Annotated in this window: 20 protein-coding genes; 10 read left to right on the forward strand and 10 right to left on the reverse strand. The window is 40.4% G+C overall.

Annotated elements, in window-relative coordinates; all coding sequences use genetic code 11:
• The 3 genes from AACV00_RS07455 to AACV00_RS07465 form a co-directional block, all read left to right on the forward strand.
• Window positions 1-420: RNA-guided endonuclease InsQ/TnpB family protein (locus AACV00_RS07455; protein WP_161680061.1), on the forward strand; the 420-nt coding region annotated here is incomplete at its 5' end.
• Window positions 421-1,163: 743 nt separating this feature from the next.
• The gene (locus tag AACV00_RS07460) at window positions 1,164-2,303 is read left to right on the forward strand and encodes an efflux RND transporter periplasmic adaptor subunit (protein ID WP_049210239.1); all 1,140 of its coding nucleotides are present in this window, start codon (window positions 1,164-1,166) and stop codon (window positions 2,301-2,303) included.
• A gap of 25 nt (window positions 2,304-2,328) precedes the next feature.
• Window positions 2,329-5,463 (forward strand): efflux RND transporter permease subunit, encoded by a 3,135-nt coding sequence (locus AACV00_RS07465; RefSeq protein WP_004252755.1) that lies wholly within the window; start codon window positions 2,329-2,331, stop codon window positions 5,461-5,463.
• 86 nt (window positions 5,464-5,549) lie between these two features.
• Here the strand turns inward: AACV00_RS07465 and AACV00_RS07470 are convergent, their stop codons facing one another.
• Together AACV00_RS07470 and AACV00_RS07475 are read right to left on the reverse strand one after the other, a co-directional pair.
• Window positions 5,550-7,940, reverse strand: a complete 2,391-nt coding sequence (locus AACV00_RS07470; protein WP_017628206.1) for a zinc/cadmium/mercury/lead-transporting ATPase — start codon at window positions 7,938-7,940, stop codon at window positions 5,550-5,552.
• Window positions 7,941-8,110: 170 nt separating this feature from the next.
• Entirely contained in the window at window positions 8,111-8,737 is a 627-nt protein-coding gene (locus AACV00_RS07475) for a lysoplasmalogenase (protein WP_004248875.1), read from the reverse strand.
• A gap of 146 nt (window positions 8,738-8,883) precedes the next feature.
• Between AACV00_RS07475 and AACV00_RS07480 the strand changes: the two genes are divergently transcribed.
• A complete protein-coding gene (locus AACV00_RS07480; RefSeq protein WP_017827656.1) occupies window positions 8,884-9,288 on the forward strand; it encodes a DUF2500 family protein in 405 nt (134 codons plus the stop codon).
• 63 nt (window positions 9,289-9,351) lie between these two features.
• Here AACV00_RS07480 and AACV00_RS07485 read toward each other — a convergent pair whose 3' ends face one another.
• Both AACV00_RS07485 and rsmD read right to left on the reverse strand, forming a co-directional pair.
• Window positions 9,352-9,645, reverse strand: a complete 294-nt coding sequence (locus tag AACV00_RS07485) for a DUF1145 family protein (RefSeq protein ID WP_004248877.1) — start codon at window positions 9,643-9,645, stop codon at window positions 9,352-9,354.
• 17 nt (window positions 9,646-9,662) lie between these two features.
• Complete coding sequence (gene rsmD, locus AACV00_RS07490; protein ID WP_004252744.1) at window positions 9,663-10,247, reverse strand: 16S rRNA (guanine(966)-N(2))-methyltransferase; 585 nt, start codon at window positions 10,245-10,247, stop codon at window positions 9,663-9,665.
• 227 nt (window positions 10,248-10,474) lie between these two features.
• Here rsmD and ftsY point away from each other — a divergent pair, with 227 nt between their 5' ends.
• The 5 genes from ftsY to AACV00_RS07515 all read left to right on the forward strand — a co-directional run bounded on the left by ftsY (window position 10,475) and on the right by AACV00_RS07515 (window position 16,339).
• Entirely contained in the window at window positions 10,475-12,259 is a 1,785-nt protein-coding gene (gene ftsY / locus AACV00_RS07495) for a signal recognition particle-docking protein FtsY (RefSeq protein ID WP_161737334.1), read from the forward strand.
• 5 nt (window positions 12,260-12,264) lie between these two features.
• Window positions 12,265-12,930, forward strand: coding sequence for a cell division ATP-binding protein FtsE (gene ftsE, locus AACV00_RS07500; RefSeq protein ID WP_004245385.1), 666 nt, complete (start codon window positions 12,265-12,267; stop codon window positions 12,928-12,930).
• Window positions 12,923-13,900 (forward strand): permease-like cell division protein FtsX, encoded by a 978-nt coding sequence (ftsX, locus tag AACV00_RS07505; RefSeq protein WP_004248880.1) that lies wholly within the window; start codon window positions 12,923-12,925, stop codon window positions 13,898-13,900. The genes ftsE and ftsX overlap by 8 nt, the downstream gene beginning before the upstream one ends.
• 341 nt (window positions 13,901-14,241) lie before the next feature.
• A complete protein-coding gene (gene rpoH, locus AACV00_RS07510; protein WP_004245383.1) occupies window positions 14,242-15,096 on the forward strand; it encodes an RNA polymerase sigma factor RpoH in 855 nt (284 codons plus the stop codon).
• A 94-nt stretch (window positions 15,097-15,190) separates the two neighbouring features.
• The gene (locus AACV00_RS07515) at window positions 15,191-16,339 is read left to right on the forward strand and encodes a glycerate kinase (protein ID WP_004245382.1); all 1,149 of its coding nucleotides are present in this window, start codon (window positions 15,191-15,193) and stop codon (window positions 16,337-16,339) included.
• Here AACV00_RS07515 and panM read toward each other — a convergent pair.
• Together panM and AACV00_RS07525 are read right to left on the reverse strand one after the other, a co-directional pair.
• On the reverse strand, window positions 16,315-16,731 hold the full coding sequence (panM, locus tag AACV00_RS07520; protein ID WP_161679967.1) for an aspartate 1-decarboxylase autocleavage activator PanM: 417 nt from the start codon (window positions 16,729-16,731) through the stop codon (window positions 16,315-16,317). The genes AACV00_RS07515 and panM overlap by 25 nt on opposite strands.
• Before the next feature lie 11 nt (window positions 16,732-16,742).
• Window positions 16,743-17,930: an MFS transporter gene (locus tag AACV00_RS07525; protein ID WP_004252729.1), complete on the reverse strand. Its 1,188-nt coding sequence runs from the start codon at window positions 17,928-17,930 to the stop codon at window positions 16,743-16,745.
• 114 nt (window positions 17,931-18,044) lie between these two features.
• Between AACV00_RS07525 and AACV00_RS07530 the strand changes: the two genes are divergently transcribed.
• On the forward strand, window positions 18,045-18,521 hold the full coding sequence (locus AACV00_RS07530) for a MarR family transcriptional regulator (RefSeq protein ID WP_017628211.1): 477 nt from the start codon (window positions 18,045-18,047) through the stop codon (window positions 18,519-18,521).
• A 39-nt stretch (window positions 18,522-18,560) separates the two neighbouring features.
• Here the strand turns inward: AACV00_RS07530 and AACV00_RS07535 are convergent, their stop codons facing one another.
• From AACV00_RS07535 to ugpA, 4 genes are all read right to left on the reverse strand, one after another.
• Complete coding sequence (locus AACV00_RS07535) at window positions 18,561-19,313, reverse strand: M48 family metallopeptidase (RefSeq protein ID WP_161679965.1); 753 nt, start codon at window positions 19,311-19,313, stop codon at window positions 18,561-18,563.
• Between the two features lie 489 nt (window positions 19,314-19,802).
• Window positions 19,803-20,897: a sn-glycerol-3-phosphate ABC transporter ATP-binding protein UgpC gene (ugpC, locus tag AACV00_RS07540; protein WP_004248885.1), complete on the reverse strand. Its 1,095-nt coding sequence runs from the start codon at window positions 20,895-20,897 to the stop codon at window positions 19,803-19,805.
• Window position 20,898: 1 nt separating this feature from the next.
• The gene (gene ugpE, locus AACV00_RS07545) at window positions 20,899-21,747 is read right to left on the reverse strand and encodes a sn-glycerol-3-phosphate ABC transporter permease UgpE (protein ID WP_012368825.1); all 849 of its coding nucleotides are present in this window, start codon (window positions 21,745-21,747) and stop codon (window positions 20,899-20,901) included.
• Window positions 21,747-22,631: a sn-glycerol-3-phosphate ABC transporter permease UgpA gene (ugpA, locus tag AACV00_RS07550; protein WP_161679963.1), complete on the reverse strand. Its 885-nt coding sequence runs from the start codon at window positions 22,629-22,631 to the stop codon at window positions 21,747-21,749. Before ugpA ends, ugpE begins: the two co-directional genes overlap by 1 nt.
• Window positions 22,632-22,670 lie beyond the last annotated feature (39 nt).

Consider the following 22,670-nt stretch of genomic DNA (forward strand, 5'->3'; position numbering starts at 1 on the left):
ATTGTCATTGAGGACTTAAAGGTCAGTAACATGTCTAAATCGGCAAAAGGTACGACAGAACGGTATGGACGGAACGTAAAAGCTAAATCTGGTTTAAACCGCTCAATACTGGAGCAGGGCTGGTATGAAATGCGCCGTCAGCTTGAGTACAAGCAGCTCTGGCGAGGAGGTCAGGTACTGGCAATACCCCCTGCCTACACCAGTCAGAAGTGCGCTTGCTGTGGTCATACAGCAAAGGAAAACCGGCAGTCACAAAGTCAATTCGAGTGCCTTGAATGTGGATATACAGCGAATGCTGATATCAACGGGGCACGTAACATTTTAGCGGCAGGACATGCCGTGCTTGCCAGTGGAGGGAGGGTGCAGTCAGACCGCCCGTCGAAGCAGGAACCCGCCGAGGTGATTCAGACATCAGTCTGAACGCAGTAGGGATCCACGTCCTTTAGGGCGTGGAGGATGTCAACTGGTAAAAAACACGCTTATCAAGCGAGATAAAGCATGGCTTGTCTCGCTTGTGGCTCTTTCTTTCAAGGCAAAAGTAGCTCTCCTTCCCTTTTTATACCTCATATAAAATCTATTTACCCCATGAATAAATGCAATGGTTTTATGATGAATTAGTCATGTTTTTTCTAAGAGATTATTTTTCTATATTTATAGATTTGTGTGAATTAATAGATTTATTATATTAGTTTCGTATAAGAAACAATTAAAATAATTTTATTTATCTCTTTTGTATTATTGTGAAAATAGTATTTAAAAATGTTTGTTTATTCATCGTTTTAATGATGAAGGGATAATTATTAGTTAATTTTTTGCTCTTTTTATTTTTCCTAAAAATGCTATTTTAGTGTTTTTTATAATAGGGTTTATTTTGTTTAATTTGTTTATTTTCAATAAGATGTGTTTTCATTTATTGAAAATGCCACATATTGATAAATTATAATCTTGTTAAAATATCTTGAAAAGTTCATTATTCACAGCGTATTAATAAATACAAAAACCTCTAATAAATAAGGATCTCAACTGTATGTGTTATTAATTTAATATTTAGACTATTTATTTTAATAGCCATAAATAGATGACGTTCTTAATTAATTCGTTGTACCGGAAACCATTCGCATAGGGAGTACGGTATTTTTTTTATCAGCACAATTCCACTAACTATGAAAAAAACAAAACATTTATTTAAAACAAAGGGTTGTAATATTCCTTTTACTTCTGTGATGATGGTAAGTTTTGTCTTAATGGGCTGTAACGATCAATCGACTCAGCCAACCAAGCCTGCTATCCCAGAAGTGGGAGTCTATACTGTCAAAGAGGAAATTCTTCCATTAACGGTCGATTTGCCAGCAAGAACGGCATCTTATCGTGTCTCACAGGTGCGCCCACAAGTCGATGGTATTTTAGAAAAACGTCTATTTACTGAAGGTAGTGATGTTAAAAAAGATCAACCACTGTATCAAATAGATAAAAAACCTTACGAAACTCAGGTAGCTAAAGCACAAGCGGCTTACGATAATGTGAAAAAATTAGCTGCCCGTTATAAATCTTTACGTGCCACTAATGCCATTAGTCAGCAAGAATATGACGATGTAGTTTCACGCCTTGATCAAGCTAAAGCCGATTTAAATCAAGCAAAGATTAACCTTGGCTATACCCAAGTTTTATCACCTATTAGCGGCAAAATCAGTCGCTCTTTTGTTAGTGAAGGGGCATTAGTGAGTAGTGGACAAAATCAGCCATTAGCGACCATCACACAGCTTGATCCTATCTATGTGGATATTACTCAACCTATTACTAACCAACTGAAATTAAAGTCACTGATCCAACAAGGTGTCGTCACTGATAGTGAAGATAAAATGGATGTGACGCTGTTTTTAGAAGATGGCTCTCAGTACCCTTATACCGGTACATTAAGTTTTTCCGAAGTCCAAGTTGAGCCAAGTACAGGCTCAGTGACATTACGCGCCAAATTCCCTAATCCACAGCACCAATTATTACCAGGAATGTATACCAAAGCTCGCATTATGCAAGGGACTCAAGAGAAAGCGATTGTTGTGCCACAACAAGCGATTACCTTTGATGCCCGTGGTAAATCCATCACATATATCGTTGATCAACAACAAGTATTACAAGCAAGAGATGTTGAAATATTAAAACCACAAGGTAATGGATGGATCATAAAACAGGGATTACAAGCTGGCGATAGGATCATGACAGAAGGTCATCATCGTGCAAAACCGGGCGTAAAAGTCAATGCGGTTCCTGCTAACAACATTTCATTAAAGACCACCTTAGAGTAAGTCTTCATTTAGGTAATACATTATTATGTCTCGATTTTTTATTAATCGGCCAATACTTTCGTGGGTGATGGCTATTGTTATTATGATTGCAGGAGGATTGTCGTTAATAAAACTTCCTGTGAGTCAATATCCTGAAATTGCAGCTCCAGCGATAATGATCACCGCAGTTTATCCCGGTGCATCGGCTGAAACAGTGCAAGACACGGTTGTTCAAGTTATTGAGCAAGAGCTTAGCGGATTAGATGGCTTCCGTTATTTAAGTTCAAATAGTAATACGGATGGTAGCTTTGAAGTTATCGCCACTTTTGAACAAGGTACGGATAGTGATATTGCGTTGATGCAGGTACAAAATAAACTGCAATTAGCAACACCTAAGTTACCCCTTGAAGTACAACGACAAGGGATGAGGGTAGTGAAATTCCAGATTAACTTTATGCAAGTGGTTGCCCTTGTAGATGAATCTGGAAAATTAGATGCCTTTGATTTAGGTAATTACCTTGCCTCACATATGAAAGATCCTATTTCTCGTATTGATGGTATGGGGGATATTCTGTTATTGGGATCACCACGCGCTATGCGTATTTGGCTTGATCCGGATAAACTGACCAATTATCACCTGATGCCGAAAGATATTGCCGCGGCTATCCAAGATGAGAATGTACAGGTGTCCGCCGGGCAGTTAGCGGGCTTACCGGCATTAAAAGGTGTTGAGTTAAACGCAACCATTACCAGCTCATCACGTATGGTATCAGTAGATGAATTCAACCATATTCTATTAAAAGTGAATCTTGATGGCTCACAAGTTCTGTTACAAGATGTAGCGAAAGTCGAAGTAGGGGCAGATAATTTCTCTATTTCAAGCTTATACAATGGTAAACCGTCTGCGGGTATGGCTATGCGCTTAGCGCCCGGAGCTAATCTACTTGATGTGTCTAAAAAAGTAAAAGAGGTTGTGGAAGCTCAGTCGCAGTTTTTCCCTCAAGGTGTAAAAGCCCTTTTCCCTTATGACACAACGCCTTCTGTAAAATCGTCCATTAGCTCTGTGGTAAGAACGATTGTCGAAGCTTCCATCTTAGTGTTCTTGGTTATGTTCCTGTTCCTACAAAATATTCGGGCAACCTTGGTGCCAACATTGGCTATACCGGTTGTTTTATTAGGAACTTTTGGTGTATTAGCCGCATTAGGTTTAACTATCAACGTATTAACGATGTATGCCATGGTGCTCGCAATCGGCTTGCTGGTGGATGATGCCATCGTTGTGGTTGAAAACGTTGAACGGATCATGCATGAACAGGCGATTTCGGTAAAAGAAGCGACTATTCTCTCGATGACGCAAATTCAAGGGGCGTTAGTGGGGATTGGTCTTGTTTTATCAGCAGTCTTTGTGCCAATGGCATTTTTTGGTGGATCGGCTGGGATTATTTATCGCCAGTTTGCAGCGACTATTGTTGTCGCGATGGCATTATCAGTGCTTATCGCATTAACATTTACACCCGCATTATGCGCGTCCATATTGAAAAAGCCACAACCTAAGGTGAAGAAACGTCGTGGATTCTTCTGGCTGTTCAACCGTTTCTTTGATAGAGGAACTAACTATTACGAGAAGGGGGTACGCAATATCTTGTACCGTCGAGGCCGTTATATGTTTATTTTCCTCATTATTACCGTTGGAACAGGGTGGTTATTTACGCAATTACCTAAAGCCTTCTTACCAAATGAAGACCAAGGGGTTGTGATGATTGAAGTCCGTATGCCAGCAAATAGTACCGCTGAGCGTATGGAACAAACCATGGCAGAATTTAGGGATTATTTACTGACCGAAGAAAAACATCTGGTTAAAACAGTATTTACTGTTAATGGCTTTAACTTTGCAGGTCGTGGTCAAAATGCGGGTATGGCATTTGTTAACTTGGCTGATTGGTCAGAGCGTAAAGGAAAAGGAGAAGATGTTTTCTCATTAGTGGCACGAGCACAGCAACACTTTAACTCTATCCGTGATGGTATGGTTATTGCGTTCCCACCACCTGCTATTATGGAGATGGGGAATGCGATGGGATTTGATTTCTACTTACAAGATAATGCGGGTTTAGGCCATACTGAATTGGTTAAAGCTCGTGATAAATTCCTCGAATTAGCAGCACAAAGTCCAGTATTAACTAATGTTCGCCCGAACGGTAAAAACGATGAACCTCAATTACGTGTTGTGATTGATAAAGAGCGTGCAAGAGCATTACAACTGCGTTTATCTGATATTAACGATACATTATCTGCCGCATGGGGATCGATGTATGTAAATGATTTTATTGATGAAGGTCGTGTTAAACGTGTTTATCTACAAGGGGAAGCCTCAGCGCGTATGTTGCCAACCGATCTGGATAAATGGCATGTTCGTAATCAGCGCGGTGAAATGATCCCATTCAATGCCTTTGCAACAACACAATGGTATATGGGGCCACCGAAATTAGAGCGTTTTAATGGGCTATCAGCGATTGAGATCTTAGGTGAACCAGCGCCAGGTTACAGTACGGGTGACGCGATGCTGGCAATTGCAGATATTATGAAACAATTGCCATCTGAAATCAGCCTAAGCTATAGCGGTCTGTCTTATGAAGAAATTCAAACACAAGACCAAGCACCTGCATTATATGTGATGACAATTCTGTTTGTTTTCTTAAGCTTAGCGGCACTCTATGAAAGTTGGTCAGTACCTTTCTCTGTCGCTTTAGTGGTGCCATTTGGTATTTTAGGGGCTGTTATCGCAACACTGTTACGAGGTTTATCCTCAGATGTCTATTTCCAAATAGGTTTGATGACCACCATTGGCCTATCAGCGAAAAATGCCATCTTAATTGTTGAGTTTGCTAAACATCTTTATGAGAAGGATGGTAAACCATTAATCGATGCGGCAGCAGAAGCGGCAAGAATGAGACTACGCCCTATCATTATGACCTCACTCGCCTTTACTTTTGGGGTATTACCTATGGCACTTGCTTCAGGCGCAGGGCAAGGTAGTCAGCACTCTGTCGCAACAGGGGTAATTGGCGGTATGCTCGCATCCACTTTCTTGGCTATTTTCTTTGTACCACTGTTCTATGTCTTTGTGGTTAAACTATTTTCACGAAAAAAAGCACATGTGAGTATTGAGGAAATAGATAAGTAATAGAATTATCTCGCAGTGAGATTTAAGCGTAAAAATAACCCAAACCATAGCGATGACTGTGGTTTGGGTTTTATTTTTAGGTTAGTTTAATCTTGGTGAGGAGATTTTAGTTTAACTTTTAATAGTCTTACGGCATTGGCGGTTACTAAAGCTGTTGCTCCTGAGTCAGCCAATACGGCAACCCAAAGTCCAGTGATACCGAATAAACTGGTGACTAAGAATATCGCTTTTAAACCCAATGCTATGGTAATGTTTTCACGTATAATTTTACGTGTTGCACGAGATAGCTGAATAATTTCGGGTAAGCCAGTTAAACGATTATGGGTTAATGCTGCGTCGGCAGTTTCTAAGGCGACATCTGTACCACTTCCCATCGCAACACCAATGGTAGCCGCTTTCATTGCTGGTGCATCATTAATACCATCACCCACCATCATTGTGTTATGTGTTTGACTGATTTCCATTACTGAGGTGACTTTATCTTCAGGGAGCAATCCTGCACGGAAATCCATACCCAGTTTTTGTGCAATCGCAGCCGCTGCTCTTGGGTTATCACCGGTTAACATCACGGCATTGATATTCATCGATTTCAACACTTTCATTGATTCGATAGCATCGTTGCGCAATGTATCTTGCATCGCAATCACACCAATGAACTGATCTTCTTTTAATACCACCACAACGGTTTTGCCTTCATCTTCAAGACGAGCGACTTGTTGTTGCCATTGTGCAGATAATGGTGTGGTTTCTGATAATTGTGTTGGGGCACTGACCAGAATATGCTGATTATTTAAATAACCTTCAATCCCTTTACCCGCTAAAGCCTTGCGATTATCGGCTTCCACAACATCAATTTGTTGCTCTTGTGCTTTATTAATAATGGCTTTTGCGAGAGGGTGATGAGAGCCAACTTCTACAGAAGAAGCCAACATCAGTAGCTCTTTCTCATTAAAGCCTGCATTTGCTATGACATCAGTGACTTGAGGTTTACCCTCTGTTAATGTGCCTGTTTTATCTAGAGCAACGGTATTGACTGTGCCCAGTTGTTCAAGTGCTGCACCACCTTTAATTAAGGCACCTCGTTTTGTTGCTGCTGCCAGTGCTGATGTAATGGCGGCTGGTGTTGAAATAACCAGAGCACAAGGACAACCAATTAATAACAGTGTTAAACCACGGTAGAACCAAGTTTCCCAAGGTTGAGCGAATAACAAAGGTGGAATAATGATCACTAATGCGGAAAACAGCATAATCAGTGGTGTGTAATAGCGACTGAAACGGTCAACAAAACGTTCAATGGGCGCTTTACGCTCTTCCGCTTCTTCGATCAGTTGTAAAATACGGTCGATGGCATTTTGCCCCTGTTCAGAGACCACTTTCATTTGCACCGAGCGATCAACAGATAAACAGCCAGCAGCGACTTTTTCACCCTGTAAACGTTCGACCGGCACCGATTCACCCGTTAATGCGCTTTCATCAAAACTTGCAAAAGCAGTAATTAATTCGGCATCTGTGGGTAAGCGCGCACCTGGTGCAATTTCAATAATATCGCCGGGGCGCAATTGAGCTACAGGGACTGTCTGTTTTTTACCCTCTTTGATTACCACCGCTTCTTCTGGTACAAGAGCCATTAATGCGCTGACTCCGCGGCGTGCACGACCCGCAGCGTAAGACTCAAGCATTTCGCCAATCATAAACAGCAAAATTACCATTGCCGCTTCTTCGGTGGCATTAATAAACAGTGCCCCAATAGCCGCAACACTCATCAAGGTTTCAATCGCGAATGGGGTACCACTACGAATGAGTCGTAGCGATTTTTTTACAATAGGGAATAACCCGATTAATGTCGTTGCAATAAAGGCAGCGCGACCTGCTTGTGGATCAATAAACTCGGCACCCCAACTTATCGCCATTAAAATCGCTAAGATAATGACGAATGAACTCTCTTTTAAGAGGCTTTGTTTTGCAGGAGGCTGAGATCCCGCTGATGAGATATCAAATAGTTCAAAACCGGCACTTTTAACGGCACTAATCACATCAGTACGTAAATCGGTATCAGCATCGACAACCAGTTTTTCAGTGGCAAACAAGATCTTCGCTTGTTTAACGCCGACCACTTTCAGTACTGCTGTCTCTATCTTTTGCGCGCAGCTTGGGCAATCCATTCCTTGCACTTTCCAACTAAAACGTTGCTGTGCAATTTTTTCAGGCTCTACATTAGAGACAGGGGCGTTGCTGTCACAACAGCCATGGGCATGATCATGACCATCATGAGCGTGATGATTATGCTCATGTTGATGGCCATGATGATGTTCTTCTTCACATTCAGGATCACTCTTATCGATTTTGCTATGAGTGTGTCCACTTTCAGTATGTGAGTGCATACTACTATTATCTGCCTGATTAGAGCAGCATTGAGAGCTTGAACAGCAAGCATCGGTATGTTTATGGTTATCGTGTTGATGAGCGTGTTTAGACATACGCCTCTCCTCGTTCAACAAAGTACAGTTTTATCAATTACCGATACTTTACAGCTTGGAGTAGAGTCCAGAGTCAAGATAAACAGAGCGTATTGATTGTCAAAAAGTGCGGATTTGTTAAATCAATTAATCCCTTGTTTCTATTGATAAAGAAACAAGGGATCAGGGTTTTACAGAAAAAGGGCTCTAACAATAAAGAAGTGACCAATAAAGTAACAGGCACTTACCAGTCCTTTAGAGGCTGAAAAAGAGAAGCGGAAACGGTTGATAAGCCAAATAGAGTAAGCAATTACTAACAAGAGTGAGCCTATCATGATAGAAAAGTTGTAGTCGTTGCTCAGGTAGAAGAATTTCTCTCCTGCAACCCAAAACATCGCAAAAGCCGCTAATAAAGTCAGTAATACAGGAATGGCAAATTTATCCAGTTTAGTCCAGATGATGGCTAACACGATAATTGCGGCAACGATAACAAAACCAAGCAAAGGAAGATAAAAAGAGATTTGTAATGGTAAGGCAAAACTAATTAGGTAGAGAATATAACTTAGGAATAACAAGGCTAAAGAAGGTAGTAAATACTTACCTTCAAACATTTTTAATACATCAGAAAGTAATGTTGCTAATAAAGCGCCGACAATAAGATAACTATTAATGCTATGCTCAGGGACTTGCCATGCCCAAAGGAGTAATAGTAGTAGTGTAATAGGACGGAATAGCCATCGTTGCCAATTAGGGCCACGATACGCGGCATCGATATAAAGCCACCCAGAAAATAAGACAGCGAGAAAAGGCCAACTCATAATATCTTCCTTATTCTTATATAGAGAACTCTTTTATTATTCATAACAGAAAGCATAATTTAAGAATAGCGATTAATGAAGAAACTGGCGTATTAATTAAAATTAACTACAGATAAGCACAATGTGAATTTATAACGATAATAGGAATGAGTGTAATGAATAAAGCGGGAATGTTAGGTATCGCGGTGCTGATTATCATTATCGCTAGCGCAACATATCGTTTTTTTGAGCAAAGAAAACAGCGTATCAGTGATGATAATTCACCCGTTAAATTATATATGGTAGAAGTTGTTGATAAGCAACAAATACCGAAAAACGATCGACGTTCAAGAGAAAATGATGTTAATGGGCCAGAAACAACCTATTACTATCAAGTGACTTTTCGTTTAACAACGGACTCTCAGCAAGATATTATCTTACGTGTGGATAAAACCACTTTCTCAAATGTAGCGCTGGAGATGAAAGGGCGATTATTTATGCAAGGTAGTCGTTTCGTGCAGTTTGAAACCGATGCACCAGATAATGAGAGTGGTAAAACATCAACTAAATAAGCATCAGAGCATAAGAAACTGGGGAGTTAGCGTGTTATCCCCAGTGACTTGAATAGACGATGATTATTGGTTTTTATTTTTTTGTTTTTCTAGATACTCTTTGCGCAACTCTTTTTGTATTCTCAATAGCTCAAAAATACCAAAAAAGAAGATCTTAAATTGGAGTAAGCCAGAAGGTTTTTTATCTTCGGGTTGGCCTGCTTTATACATGGCAATTTGTAAGCCGTGCATAATCACCATAAAGATTAATGCGATATCCATAAAGTACTTTAAAGGTTTAGGGAATGGGGAAATAAGATTTAAACAAAGAAATCCCCACACACCGATCATTAAAAATCGACCTAAAAAGATTAACATAGCAGCTCCATAACAAATTAAGCAGATAAATTGCGAATATAAAGACGATAGGCGACTTGGCCTGCGATTTTTTCTCTATGTAATCGCCAATTTTCTGGTAAAGAATAAACCTGTGCGTTTACTTCTTCTTCAATATAAATATAACAACCTTCGGCTAACCATTGGTTATTTTCTAATAATTGCAGGGTGTTTGCCAACATACCTTGATGAAAAGGAGGATCTAAAAACACCACATCATATGCAGTACCTTGTTTAGCTAGATAATTTAACGCACTATCTTGAATAACATGCCCATTATCAGCGCCAAGCAGCGCTAAATTAGCAGTAATTTGTTGCGCGACTTTACGGTCGAACTCAATAAATGTCGTTTCTTTTGCATAGCGAGAGAGTGCTTCAATACCTAGCCCACCACTGCCGGCAAAGCAATCTAAGCAACGAGCGTCCTGAATAACGGGCATAAGCCAATTAAACAGTGTTTCTTTGACTCTATCGGTGGTGGGACGTAATCCTTGGCTATCAAGCACAGGAAGTTTCCGACCACGCCATTTACCTCCGATTATTCTGATTTGTCCCATCGGCGTTTTTTGTGGTTTCTTAGCCATATTTTTCTGATATATATCGTTTAAGCGTGAATTTTGGCGTGTTTTAATGTTTCAAGGAACAAGTTTGTTGATAACTTGATAACTTACCTTGATTTAAGCGCGAATAATTTACCATAAAATTCGTATAAAAGATGCGTTTATCCTCGATCAAATGATAGACTTCATTATTATTTTTAATATCGTCAATGTTATCGCGCCATGATTTAGTGCGAGGAGTTTAGTAGCTAATGGCAAAAGAAAAAAAAGGTTTTTTCTCGTGGCTCGGATTTGGCCGTAATAAAGAAGAAAATACTGCACAAGAGAAAGAACAACAACGTTTAGAGGCCGAACGTGCAGAGCAGGCACGTTTAGCCGAAGAAGAAGCTCAACGTCAAGCGCAACTTGAAGCTGAACAAGCACGCCAAGAAGCGCAAAGAGTAGAAGCTGAAAAATTAGCTGCTGAACGTGCAGAGCAGGCACGTTTAGCCGAAGAAGAAGCTCAACGTCAAGCACAGCTAAAAGCAGAACAAGCACGCCAAGAAGCGCAAAGAGCAGAGGCAGAACGATTAGCTGCTGAACGTGCAGAGCAGGCACGTTTAGCCGAAGAAGAAGCCCAGCGTCAAGCGCAGCAAGAAGCTGAACAAGCACGCCAAGAAGCGCAACGAGCAGAGGCAGAACGATTAGCTGCTGAACGTGCAGAGCAGGCGCGTTTAGCTGAAGAAGAAGCCCAGCGTCAAGCGCAACTTGAAGCTGAACAAGCACGCCAAGAAGCGCAAAGAGCAGAAGCACAACGATTAGCTGCTGAACGTGCAGAGCAGACTCGTTTAGCCGAAGAAGAAGCTCAACGTCAAGCGCAACTTGAAGCTGAACAAGCACGCCAAGAAGCGCAAAGAGCAGAGGCAGAACGATTAGCTGCTGAACGTGCAGAGCAGACTCGTTTAGCCGAAGAAGAAGCCCAACGTCAAGCGCAACTTGAAGCTGAACAAGCACGCCAAGAAGCTGAAGCTGAAGAAAAAGCGCGTATTGCACAAGCACAAGCCGAAGCGGAAGATATTGTCGCGTTACGCGAAGAGGTATTAGTCGATAAACCCGTAGAGCAAGAGAGACCGAAAAAAGAAGGCTTTTTCTCTCGCTTGAAAAAGGGATTATTAAAAACACGACAAAATTTAGGCTCCGGTTTTATGGGGCTATTCCGCGGTAAGAAAATTGATGACGAGCTTTTCGAAGAGTTAGAAGAGCAGTTGTTAATTGCCGATGTGGGAATGGATACCACTAGCAAGATCATTAACAGTTTGACTCAGCATGCTAGTCGTAAAGATCTCAAAGATGCTGAATCTCTTTATGGTAAGTTGCGTGAAGAGATGGGCGATATTTTAAATAAAGTGGATAAACCATTAAATATTGAAGGTAAAAAACCTTTTGTCATTTTAATGGTCGGAGTTAATGGGGTCGGTAAAACGACCACTATCGGTAAGTTAGCCCGCCAATACCAAGCTGAAGGTAAATCGGTGATGTTAGCTGCGGGAGATACCTTCCGTGCAGCGGCGGTTGAGCAATTACAAGTTTGGGGTGAGCGTAATCATATCCCTGTTATTGCTCAGCATACGGGGGCTGATCCAGCATCGGTTATTTTTGATGCTATTCAATCGGCGCAAGCAAAAGGTGTCGATGTTCTGATTGCGGATACCGCGGGACGATTGCAAAATAAATCTCATTTAATGGAAGAGCTGAAAAAAATCGTCCGTGTAATGAAAAAATTAGACGAGGAAGCACCACATGAAGTGATGCTGACACTCGATGCCAGTACAGGGCAAAATGCTGTTAGCCAAGCAAAATTGTTTAATGAAACGGTTGGGCTGACAGGATTAACCTTGACGAAACTGGATGGTACTGCAAAAGGGGGCGTTATCTTCTCTATCGCTGATCAGTTTGGTATTCCTATTCGCTATATCGGCGTCGGTGAAGGTATTGAAGATTTACGTCCGTTTAAGGCCGACGATTTTATTGAGGCTCTGTTTGCCCGCGAGGAGTAGTTGTAATGATCCGCTTCGAACACGTCAGCAAGGCTTATTTAGGTGGAAGACAAGCATTACAGGGGGTTGATTTTCATCTTCGCCCTGGTGAGATGGCTTTTTTAACCGGACATTCTGGTGCTGGTAAAAGTACATTGCTTAAATTAATTTGTGGCATAGAACGTCCAAGTGATGGCGCTATTTGGTTTGCTGGTCATGATATCAGTAGGCTAAAAAATAGTGAGATCCCTTTTTTGCGTCGTCAAATAGGGATGATCTTCCAAGATCACCATTTGCTGATGGACAGAACGGTTTATGACAATGTCTCTCTACCTTTGATTATTGCAGGCGCAAGTGAAGAGGATATTCGACGCCGAGTTTCAGCCGCCTTGGATAAAGTCGGACTACTTGATAAAGCGAAAAATTACCCTATCCAGCTTTCAGGGGGTGAACAGCAACGGGTGGGAATAGCTCGTGCTGTTGTGAATAAACCCACGGTGTTATTGGCTGATGAGCCAACAGGGAATCTTGATGGTGAACTTTCAGAAGGCATTATGCGTCTGTTTGAAGAGTTTAATCGCGTGGGGGTTACCGTGTTAATGGCAACGCATGATATGACACTTGTAGAGCGCAGGAATTACCGTATTCTAACCTTAGGTCAAGGGCGTATGGTGGGAGGACAAAATGGCTAAAGGAAAACACTCCCGTAAGGCAATGCCAACACCAAAAGCGAAAACAAAAGCATTACGTGGTGGACGCCGTGAGCAGTGGCGTTATGCATGGCGTAATACCATGGCAGACTTTTTACGCCAACCTCTCTCTTCTTTCTTAACGGTGATGGTAGTAGCGATTTCATTAACACTACCTAGTATCTGTTACATTGTCTGGAAAAATGTATCAACAGCCGCAGAGCAGTGGTATCCCACTCCGCAACTGACGGTCTATCTTGATAAATCTCTAGATGACAGCTTAGCGCAGGCAACGATAAAAAATATCGAGGCATTAGATAAAGTTGAAGAGGTTAATTATCTTTCTCGTCAAGATTCATTAGTGGAGTTTCGCTCATGGTCTGGATTTAGTAGCGCATTAGATATGCTAGAAGAAAATCCATTACCCGCTGTCGCGATTGTGACTCCTGTTATGGATCCTAATGACGAGCAATTAATGGTTAATCTGCGTGATGCAGTGGCAAATATTGCCGGTGTTGACGAAGTGAGAATGGACGATAGCTGGTTTACTCGGTTATCTACTTTAACCTCATTAGTTGGACAAATCGCAATGGTGATCGGTAGCTTAATGATTGTGGCACTGCTATTGGTTATTGGTAATAGTGTTCGTCTTAATATTTTCAGTCGTCGTGATACCATTAATGTGATGAAATTAATTGGTGCTACTGATGGCTTTATCATGCGCCCCTTTTTAAATTGGGGTTTAGTACTCGGCTTTATCGGGGCTATTTTTGCGATTATTTTCTCTGCATTATTGGTATGGAAGTTATCTGATGTCGTTACGCAAGCGGCGACCGTATTTGGAACGACTTTCTCAATATCTGGATTAGGTTTTGATGAATCGGTTATTTTGATCCTCGTTTCGATGACCATTGGCTGGTTTGCTGCTTGGTTGACCACCATGCAACATTTACGTCAATTCACACCAGAATAGCCATATTAGTCCCTTTTTTCCTTTTTATTATGGCGGGTTGCATTATTATGGCAACCTTGCCATTTTATCAAACCCCTATCTTTGGCATAATAATGTTCTACACTTAACCTAGATGAATTGAGTACTATTTTTAATAGATGAATTTGCGGTTTGCTTGGTAAAGTACAAAGATATGTAAACATAGATGCGATATGAACCTTTAGTCTTTATGCTGGTCAATAATGTTGTAAAAACATAATATCTACCACCAACGATGACCTGTTAAGTACTATTAAAAGGTTCTTCCTGCTCACCATACAGTATTAATATTAATTATCTATTTGATTTTCATGAGGATTTGAATGACAAAAGAAATGCAATCCTTAGCATTGGTTCCGCAAGGCAGCATTGAAGCGTATATCCGTGCAGCCAATTCCTATCCGATGTTAACGGCAGAGGAAGAAAAGGAACTGGCTGAACGGCTGCATTACGAGGGCGATTTGGAAGCAGCGAAAACGCTGATCCTTTCTCATTTACGCTTCGTTATTCATGTTGCTCGCAGTTATTCAGGATATGGTTTACCTCAGGCGGATCTTATCCAAGAAGGTAATATTGGTTTGATGAAAGCGGTGCGTCGCTTTAACCCTGAAGTTGGGGTTAGACTGGTTTCTTTCGCCGTGCATTGGATCAAAGCCGAAATTCATGAATATGTGTTACGTAATTGGCGTATCGTGAAAGTCGCGACAACGAAATCACAGCGTAAACTGTTCTTTAATTTAAGAAAAAACAAAAAACGCTTAGGGTGGTTTAACCAAGATGAAGTCGAGCTAGTCGCGAAAGAGCTTGGGGTCTCTGAGAGCGATGTGCGTGAAATGGAATCTCGCATGTCGGCACAAGATATGGCATTTGACATGAGTGCTGATGATAGTGATGACTCACATCCTGTAGCTCCGGTGCTGTTCTTAGAAGATAAATCTTCTGACTTTGCTGATGGTATTGAAGAAGATAACTGGGATAACCATGCGGCTGACCGACTGACTTTAGCGATAAAAACACTGGATGAACGTAGCCAAGACATTATCCGCGCTCGCTGGTTAGAAGATGATAATAAATCAACTTTACAGGAGCTTGCAGATAAATATGGTGTTTCTGCTGAGCGAGTTCGCCAGTTAGAAAAAAATGCGATGAAAAAATTGCGTTTAGCGATTGAAGATTAATCACATTTTAAAGCCAATCCAACCTCTCTGATTGTAGAGTATGATATAAAAGCGATATTGATATATCGCTTTTTTTATACGCGGAGAACATGACGTGAAAGAGATAAAAATAGTTATCGCCCCAGATCCTTTTAAAGAGAGCTTAAGTGCCAAAGAGGTGGCAGAGGCGATTAAACAAGGCTTTTCACGTTATTTACCTGATGCTGATTATTGTTGTATTCCTATGGCCGACGGCGGTGAAGGTACAGTAACGTCATTAGTTGATGCTACCCATGGTCGTTTTATCACAACGCCAGTTTGTGATCCATTAGGTAAACAGGTAACAGCCACTTGGGGAGTGTTAGGCGATAATACTACTGCCGTGATTGAAATGGCACAGGCATCAGGTCTTCATCTTATCCCTTCATCTCAACGCAATCCCAATTTAACGACGAGTTATGGTACCGGTGAGTTAATTTGTGCCGCACTAGATTTGGGGGTTAAAAAGATCATTTTAGGCTTAGGAGGAAGTGCCACAAATGACGGCGGTGCAGGTATGATGCAAGCGCTCGGTCTTGGTCTTAAAGATAAGTCTGGAACATCTCTGCCTTTTGGTGGACATGCATTAAGTCAACTTCATTCTATAGATATCAATCAACTACATCCAAAACTTGCCTCTGTTGATATAGAGATCGCCTGTGATGTAACTAATCCATTATGTGGCGAATTGGGGGCTTCAAAAGTCTTTGGCCCACAAAAAGGGGCGACAGAACAAGATATTGCGCAACTGGATAGCGCACTACACCATTTTGGTACTTATCTTGAGAAAATGACACAACGCACTCTTATCAATATTGCAGGAAGTGGTGCGGCAGGAGGATTGGCTCTGCCTTTGCTGGCATTTACGCAAGCAACACTTTCACCAGGTATTGATTTGGTTGCTAACGCTGTTGAATTAGAAAAACAGTTAATCGATGCAGATTTGGTCATAACTGGCGAAGGGCGAATGGACAGCCAATCGGCGCAAGGTAAAACCCCGATAGGTGTTGCTAAATTAGCTAAAAAATACCATCGCCCAGTGATTGCATTAGTTGGTGGTTATTTACCGGATTATGATGTGGTCCATCAGCAGGGTATTGATGCGGTTTTCTCTATCATGCCTGGTGTTGCCACTTTACAGCAAGCCTTTGATAATGCTGAGCAAAACTTACAGGAAACCGCTTATAATGTAGCGAGGCTTTATGCTTTATCATTGCAGAAATAATCATAAGTATCAGCCTGTAATGAAGTAGCAAAATGATGATGCGCTAAAAAAGCCTGTGCTACAGGATCGTTGATTTGCCCTGTTTTCAATAAAGCTTGCCAATGTGTAATGGTTGGATTTTTTTCAAGGCATTGTGTTAGTAAGTAATGCCCAACACCACGACGACGAGTCACTTCTCTTACCATAAAATCACTGATAAGCGCTGTTTTTGCTTGGTATTTTATACGACAAGCCGCTAGCAATCGCCCGTTAAAACGGGCGACAAAAAGAGTATGCTCTGTGGTGATTGGTGCAGTGAGTGCCATTTGGTACTCACTATCTTGCCAAATTTTCCCTAAATCTATTTTATCTTGTGCTGAAAGCTGCGGCAGATTTTCAATGGTTAGTTTCATCAAATGTCCTGTTAGTCGATGGTTTGTCGTTGTTGTTTTAATGTGGAAAGTAGCGTTTTGATGGCAAAACACAATGCCAAACTTGTTAAGATCACACAAGAATAAAAGACATATTGATAATGATTATCGGTGACAAAATAGCTTGCGACCATAGGCCCTGCTGCCATACCACAGTAGCGGATAAAATTATAAATACCCATTGCCGTTGCTCTTACTGAACTAAAGTGGCTGGTTAATAAGGTCGTGTGTGTAGGCATAGTTAATCCTAAAGAGAGACCATATAACACCGTTAATATTAACATTATTGGTAATGAGATTTGCCAAAATAGGGCAAATAACGACAACATGGCAAGGTTTATACATGAAGTTATGATCACACCATATTCAGCGCTAAACAAATGACAAACCTTACGGTAAAGGTAACTGCCTAACACCAGTGCAATGGACATAGGAACATAAAGTCCACCAATTTCACTGCTATTTAAGTGATAAAGGTGAAAAGCAATTAAAGGTAAAAATACTAATAGGCAGAAGTAGTTATAAAACACCATAAAACTTATCACAAAAACAGATTTACCCTCTGGGGCGGCGAGCACTTGTCGCATAGCAGATAAGCTTTTAACGGACTGTTTTTGTTCTGGGCGAGTTTCAGGTAAATAAAACAGATGGGCAATCAGCAAAACAAGTCCCACTATACTTAAGAAAACAAAAATACTCTGGTAGTGATAATGTTGTGCTAAATAGCCGCCCAATAAAGGACCACTCGCTGGAGCTAATGCTAGCAACATTTGATAACTTCCCATTGCTTTAGCACGCTCATTCCCTTGATAGAGATCGCCTAAAATAGTTGCTGCGACAACAGGGATGGCAGCGATACCTATGGCTTGGATCACTCGTCCAAAAATTAATAGGTTAATAGAATTAGCCCATATACAAATAAGTGCGCCGATAATTGAAATCGTTAACCCACTGAGCAAAATAGGTTTTCTGCCCCATTTGTCAATCAATGAACCATAACATAACTGCATAACAGCCATAGCAAAAGTGAAAGCTGATACCGTAAGGTTAACCAGTGATAATGTGGTATTAAATTGCTGCTGGATCAATGGCAGCACAGGAGTATAAATATTTTGTGCTAGAGAGCCTAATAAAGCGCTAAAGCAAACAAGGTAAAACAGACTACGGATTGATAATTTCATTATATTGCCTCTTAGTTTTGTTTCCATGGAAACAAAATAGATAATAGCGATATTTTGATTGTTGTAAATAGTTTTGGTATTATTTTTTTAAAATATTTTTTCCAAGGAAACAAAATGACAAGACAGCAAGTAACCACACAGGAATTGCTTAATGGTTTAAGTGAATTGTTGCACTTAAAAGAAGCGAATAATGATGAAGGTCATAAGAAAGTATTAGCAGAGAAGGGGTTAGAAAATTATTCACTCACAGAGCTTCATGTGATCCATTGTATTGGTGAAGAGAGTATGCGCAACCTCACAACGATCAGTGATTATATGGCAATGACACGTGGGGCAGTCTCAAAAATTTGTCGTCGCTTACAGAGTAAAGGCGCTATTGAGAAAATAAAATTAGCGGATAACCAAAAAGAGATATTTTTTATTTTAACTACTGAAGGGGAAAAGCTGTTTCACACTCATGAATTGTTACATCAACAATCTCAGGCAAAATGGATAACCTTATTTGAACAGTATGATCAAAATGAAAGGCTGGCAATTAAACGCTTTTTAGCTGATGTTGCAAATCGTTTTCGCCACAAGGAAAAAGCATAAAGAAAACCCCCATATGGTTAAATATAGGGGCGATAAAGTTTATTTTTTATCTTCGGCAATGCGGTTACGAATATTGTCAGCACGCTCTTTTGATGGTGGGTGAGAATCAAACATGCTTGAATCACTACCACCTAATTTAGCTAATTTTTCAAAGCCAGTCACTAAGCCTGAAGTATTGACACCGCGTTTTTTCAGCAGATCGTAAGAGAAGTTATCAGCTTGTGTTTCTTGGTGTTGAGAGAATTGGGCATTAACCAGTTTTTCACCCATTTCTGCTAACTGGGAACTACTTAATTGTGCTGCTACTCCCCCCGCTGAAGAGGCTGCAGTACGTGCCGCAACGGTGGCATGTGCTACTTGGATTGCTTTACGTGTATGGCCTAATGCCACGTGTCCCATTTCATGGCCCAATACACCTTCCACTTCGTTGTCAGTCATGATGTCCATTAAACCGCTATAAACACGCACACAGCCGTTTGCCATCGCCCATGCATTGACATCTTTAGTGAGATAAACTTTATAGTTTACTGGAGTACCATTAACTTCATTACCTAACGCTTTCGCGATATTATTTAAGCGTTTAGTGTAGTTACTATTTGCAGGTGCAATTTTGTTTTTAGCATCCATTTCTTTACATGCATCATTAGTTAGCGCTTTGACATCGTCATCACTTAATGTTGCCGCTTGGAAAAGTTGTGTACCTGATTGCGCTAACATAGAAGTATCAAGATTTTTACAGCCAGAGAGTAATGCCACGGATACCATCACTGTCGCAAGTAGTTTTATTTTCATTATCAATTAAGTCCTTTTCTGCTTAGCAGTTTAATATTATTAGTTGCACATTAAATGCGAGCAAAAGAATAGCAGTGCTTATCTAGTGGTGCAATATGCGGATATTCTAATGATATTATTCTACTGCTATAAAAAATTATTTTTATTATTTTAAACGCGTATTTTTCTATTTTTTAAACTTATTATATAAAATATTAAAATCCTTAATAAGTGTACTTTTATTAATGTAAGTAATCATGGTTTTTAAAATGGATTTAAAGGTATTTATTGTAAAATTTTTATTAAATTTTAATATGTTGTAAATTTTTTATCATCTCTCTTTTAGCAAAGATTAATCGCAATGGATAGCATCAAAATAATCTACTTTATACATTTTAAGTGTTAAGTATATTGATGTTATGTGTGTTTTCTCATCGATGAAAAAATAATAGCAATGCTAAAAACATTGCTATTAAGATTAAACTGAAAATGAATCACAGTGAGAATAAATTAAGAGACTAATCGTTCACTTAACAACATGGTAGGACGTTCAATCCGTTTTTGGGTTTGTCGATCAAAAAAATGTAGATTTTCTGGATAAATAGCAACACCTATTCTATTACCCACATTAACACCATGATCGTTTGCGGCTCGAATAACAATAGATTGTTGGTCACAAGTGGTGGCGTAAATTAAAACATCAGCCCCTAAAGCTTCAATAAAATCGACATTAGCATGAAACAGTGGATTTTGTTGATTTATGAGCAAATGTTCAGGACGTAATCCTAGTTGGATCTCACCATTAGGTAATGAGTGGGCAGAAATAGCAAGATGACCATCCGCAATTTCAATAATACCGCGATTGATATGAGTGGTTAAAATATTCATCGCCGGTGATCCCATAAATGTTGCCACAAATACAGAAGCTGGGCTTTCATAAATCTCTAAGGGGGAGCCAACTTGTTCTATATGACCTTGGTTTAGTACTACTAATTTATCCGCCAAGGTCATGGCTTCCACTTGATCATGAGTGACATAAACAGAAGTAGTGGCTAATTTTTGCTGAAGCTTTTTGATTTCAAGACGCATTTGTACGCGTAGTTTGGCATCAAGGTTAGAGAGCGGTTCATCAAATAAGAAGACTTTGGGATCACGGACAATCGCTCTGCCCATGGCAACGCGTTGGCGTTGTCCACCAGAAAGCTCTTTAGGTTTTCTATCCAGTAAATGGCTTATTTCTAGCATATGAGCAGCGCGATCGACTCGGGCTATGATTTCAGCTTTGGGGACTTTTCGATTACGCAAACCATACGCCATATTGTCATAGACAGACATATGTGGGTAGAGGGCATAATTTTGAAAAACCATCGCAATATCTCGCTCACTAGGCTCATGTTCATTTACGCGTCGATTATCAATCAGTAAATCGCCATCTGTGATGGTTTCTAATCCCGCTATCATGCGCAGTAGTGTTGATTTTCCACAACCACTAGGCCCTACTAAAACCACCATTTCGCCTTGCTCAATAGAGAGATTGAGCGTGGAAATTGCTTGATAACCATTAGGATAACGTTTTTCTAAATTAGTCAGTGTTACGGTAGTCATATTATTTCTCCGTATCAACAAAGCCTTTAACAAAGGCTCTTTGCATCAAAATGACGATAAAGACAGGTGGCAACATTGCAATTAAAGTGGTTGCCATAATTTTGTTCCACTCAATCACGCCATCAGATACGGCCACCATCTGTTTGATGCCCATGACAATGGTGTAGTACTGAGTATCTGTGGTGATAAGCATTGGCCAAAGATATTGATTCCAGCCATAGATAAAGGTGATAACAAAAAGTGCGGCAATATTGGTACGGGATAAAGGCAATAAAATAGTAAAGAAAAATTTTATTGGCCCTGCACCATCAATTTTGGCCGCTTCAATCAGCTCTGGGGTGATAGTAAGAAAAAATTGGCGAAACAAAAATGTAGCCGTTGCACTCGCAATCAGTGGAATGGTCAGTCCTGCATAGGAGTTCAACATATTAAGATTTGTCACTACCTCAAAGGTCGGCATGATCCGCACTTCGACGGGGAGCATCAAGGTAAAGAAGATTGTCCAAAAAGCCAGCATTCTGCCAGGAAAACGAAAGAACACCACGGCGTAAGCGGAGGCAATAGAGATAACCAATTTACCAATAGTGATCACTAACGCCATAACTAAAGAGTTCAATAGCATACCATTAATGGTAATTGCACTATTTTGAGTCGTTCCCGCTGATGAAAAGAGCGTTTTAAAAACCTCGATACCCTCCTGACCAAACCAAAGAGGCGAGCCTGTGGCAAATTCGGTATTTTGGTGGGTAGTCGCAACAACAGCGATCCATACCGGAAATGCTACAGAAAGAATGCCAACAATCAGAATAAGATGGCAAAAAGCGTGGAAGAGAGGTCTACGTTCAACCATTAGTAAGCCACCTTTTTCTCAACATAACGAAATTGAATAATGGTCAATATGGCAACAATCAACATTAAAATAACCGATTGTGCCGCTGATGAGCCTAAATCTAATCCAACAAATCCATCGTTATACACTTTATAAACTAATGTTGAGGTGCTATTACCGGGGCCACCTTGGGTCATGGCATGAATGATGGGAAAGGTGTCAAAAAAGGCGTAGGCAAAATTCACCACCAATAAGAAAAAAGTTGTCGGCGAAATTAATGGCAAACTAATGGTAATAAAACGTTTAATTGGACCACTGCCATCAATGGCTGCTGCTTCTAGCAACGATTTAGGCACAGATTGTAATGCGGCAAGAAAAAACAGGAAGTTATAGCTTATCTGTTTCCATGTGGCGGTTAAAATCACCATCCACATTGCATGAGATGTATTTAAGACCGGCTCCCAATTGATACCGATTTTGTTTAATACTCGGCTTAATACACCAATGGTAGGATCGAGCATAAACAACCAGAGAAAACCAGCGATAACAGGAGCAATAGCATAAGGAGCGATAAGTATTGTGCGGTAAAACAATTTACCCCGTAATATTTGCTCAGCAATACCCGCTAAAATAACCGCAGATAACATTGAAAGTAATACAACACTGGTACTAAAAATAAGCGTGGTGATTAAGCTGTCAAAATAATAATTATCATTAAGTAAGCGCTGAAAATTTTCTAAACCAACAAATTCACGACTAAGGCCAAAAGCATCTTCTAACTGAAAAGATTGCAACAATGCTTGTCCAGCCGGCCAAATAAAGAAAATTAAAGTAATGGCTAATTGAGGGAAGATCAGCGCGATAGGTAACCATTTTTGTTTAAAGTAAACGGATTGGGAAGCCATACTGTATCCAGAGATCTGACAAAATAACAGGCGAACACT

This window comes from Proteus sp. G3927, from assembly GCF_963894685.1.
Lineage (GTDB): Bacteria > Pseudomonadota > Gammaproteobacteria > Enterobacterales > Enterobacteriaceae > Proteus > Proteus mirabilis.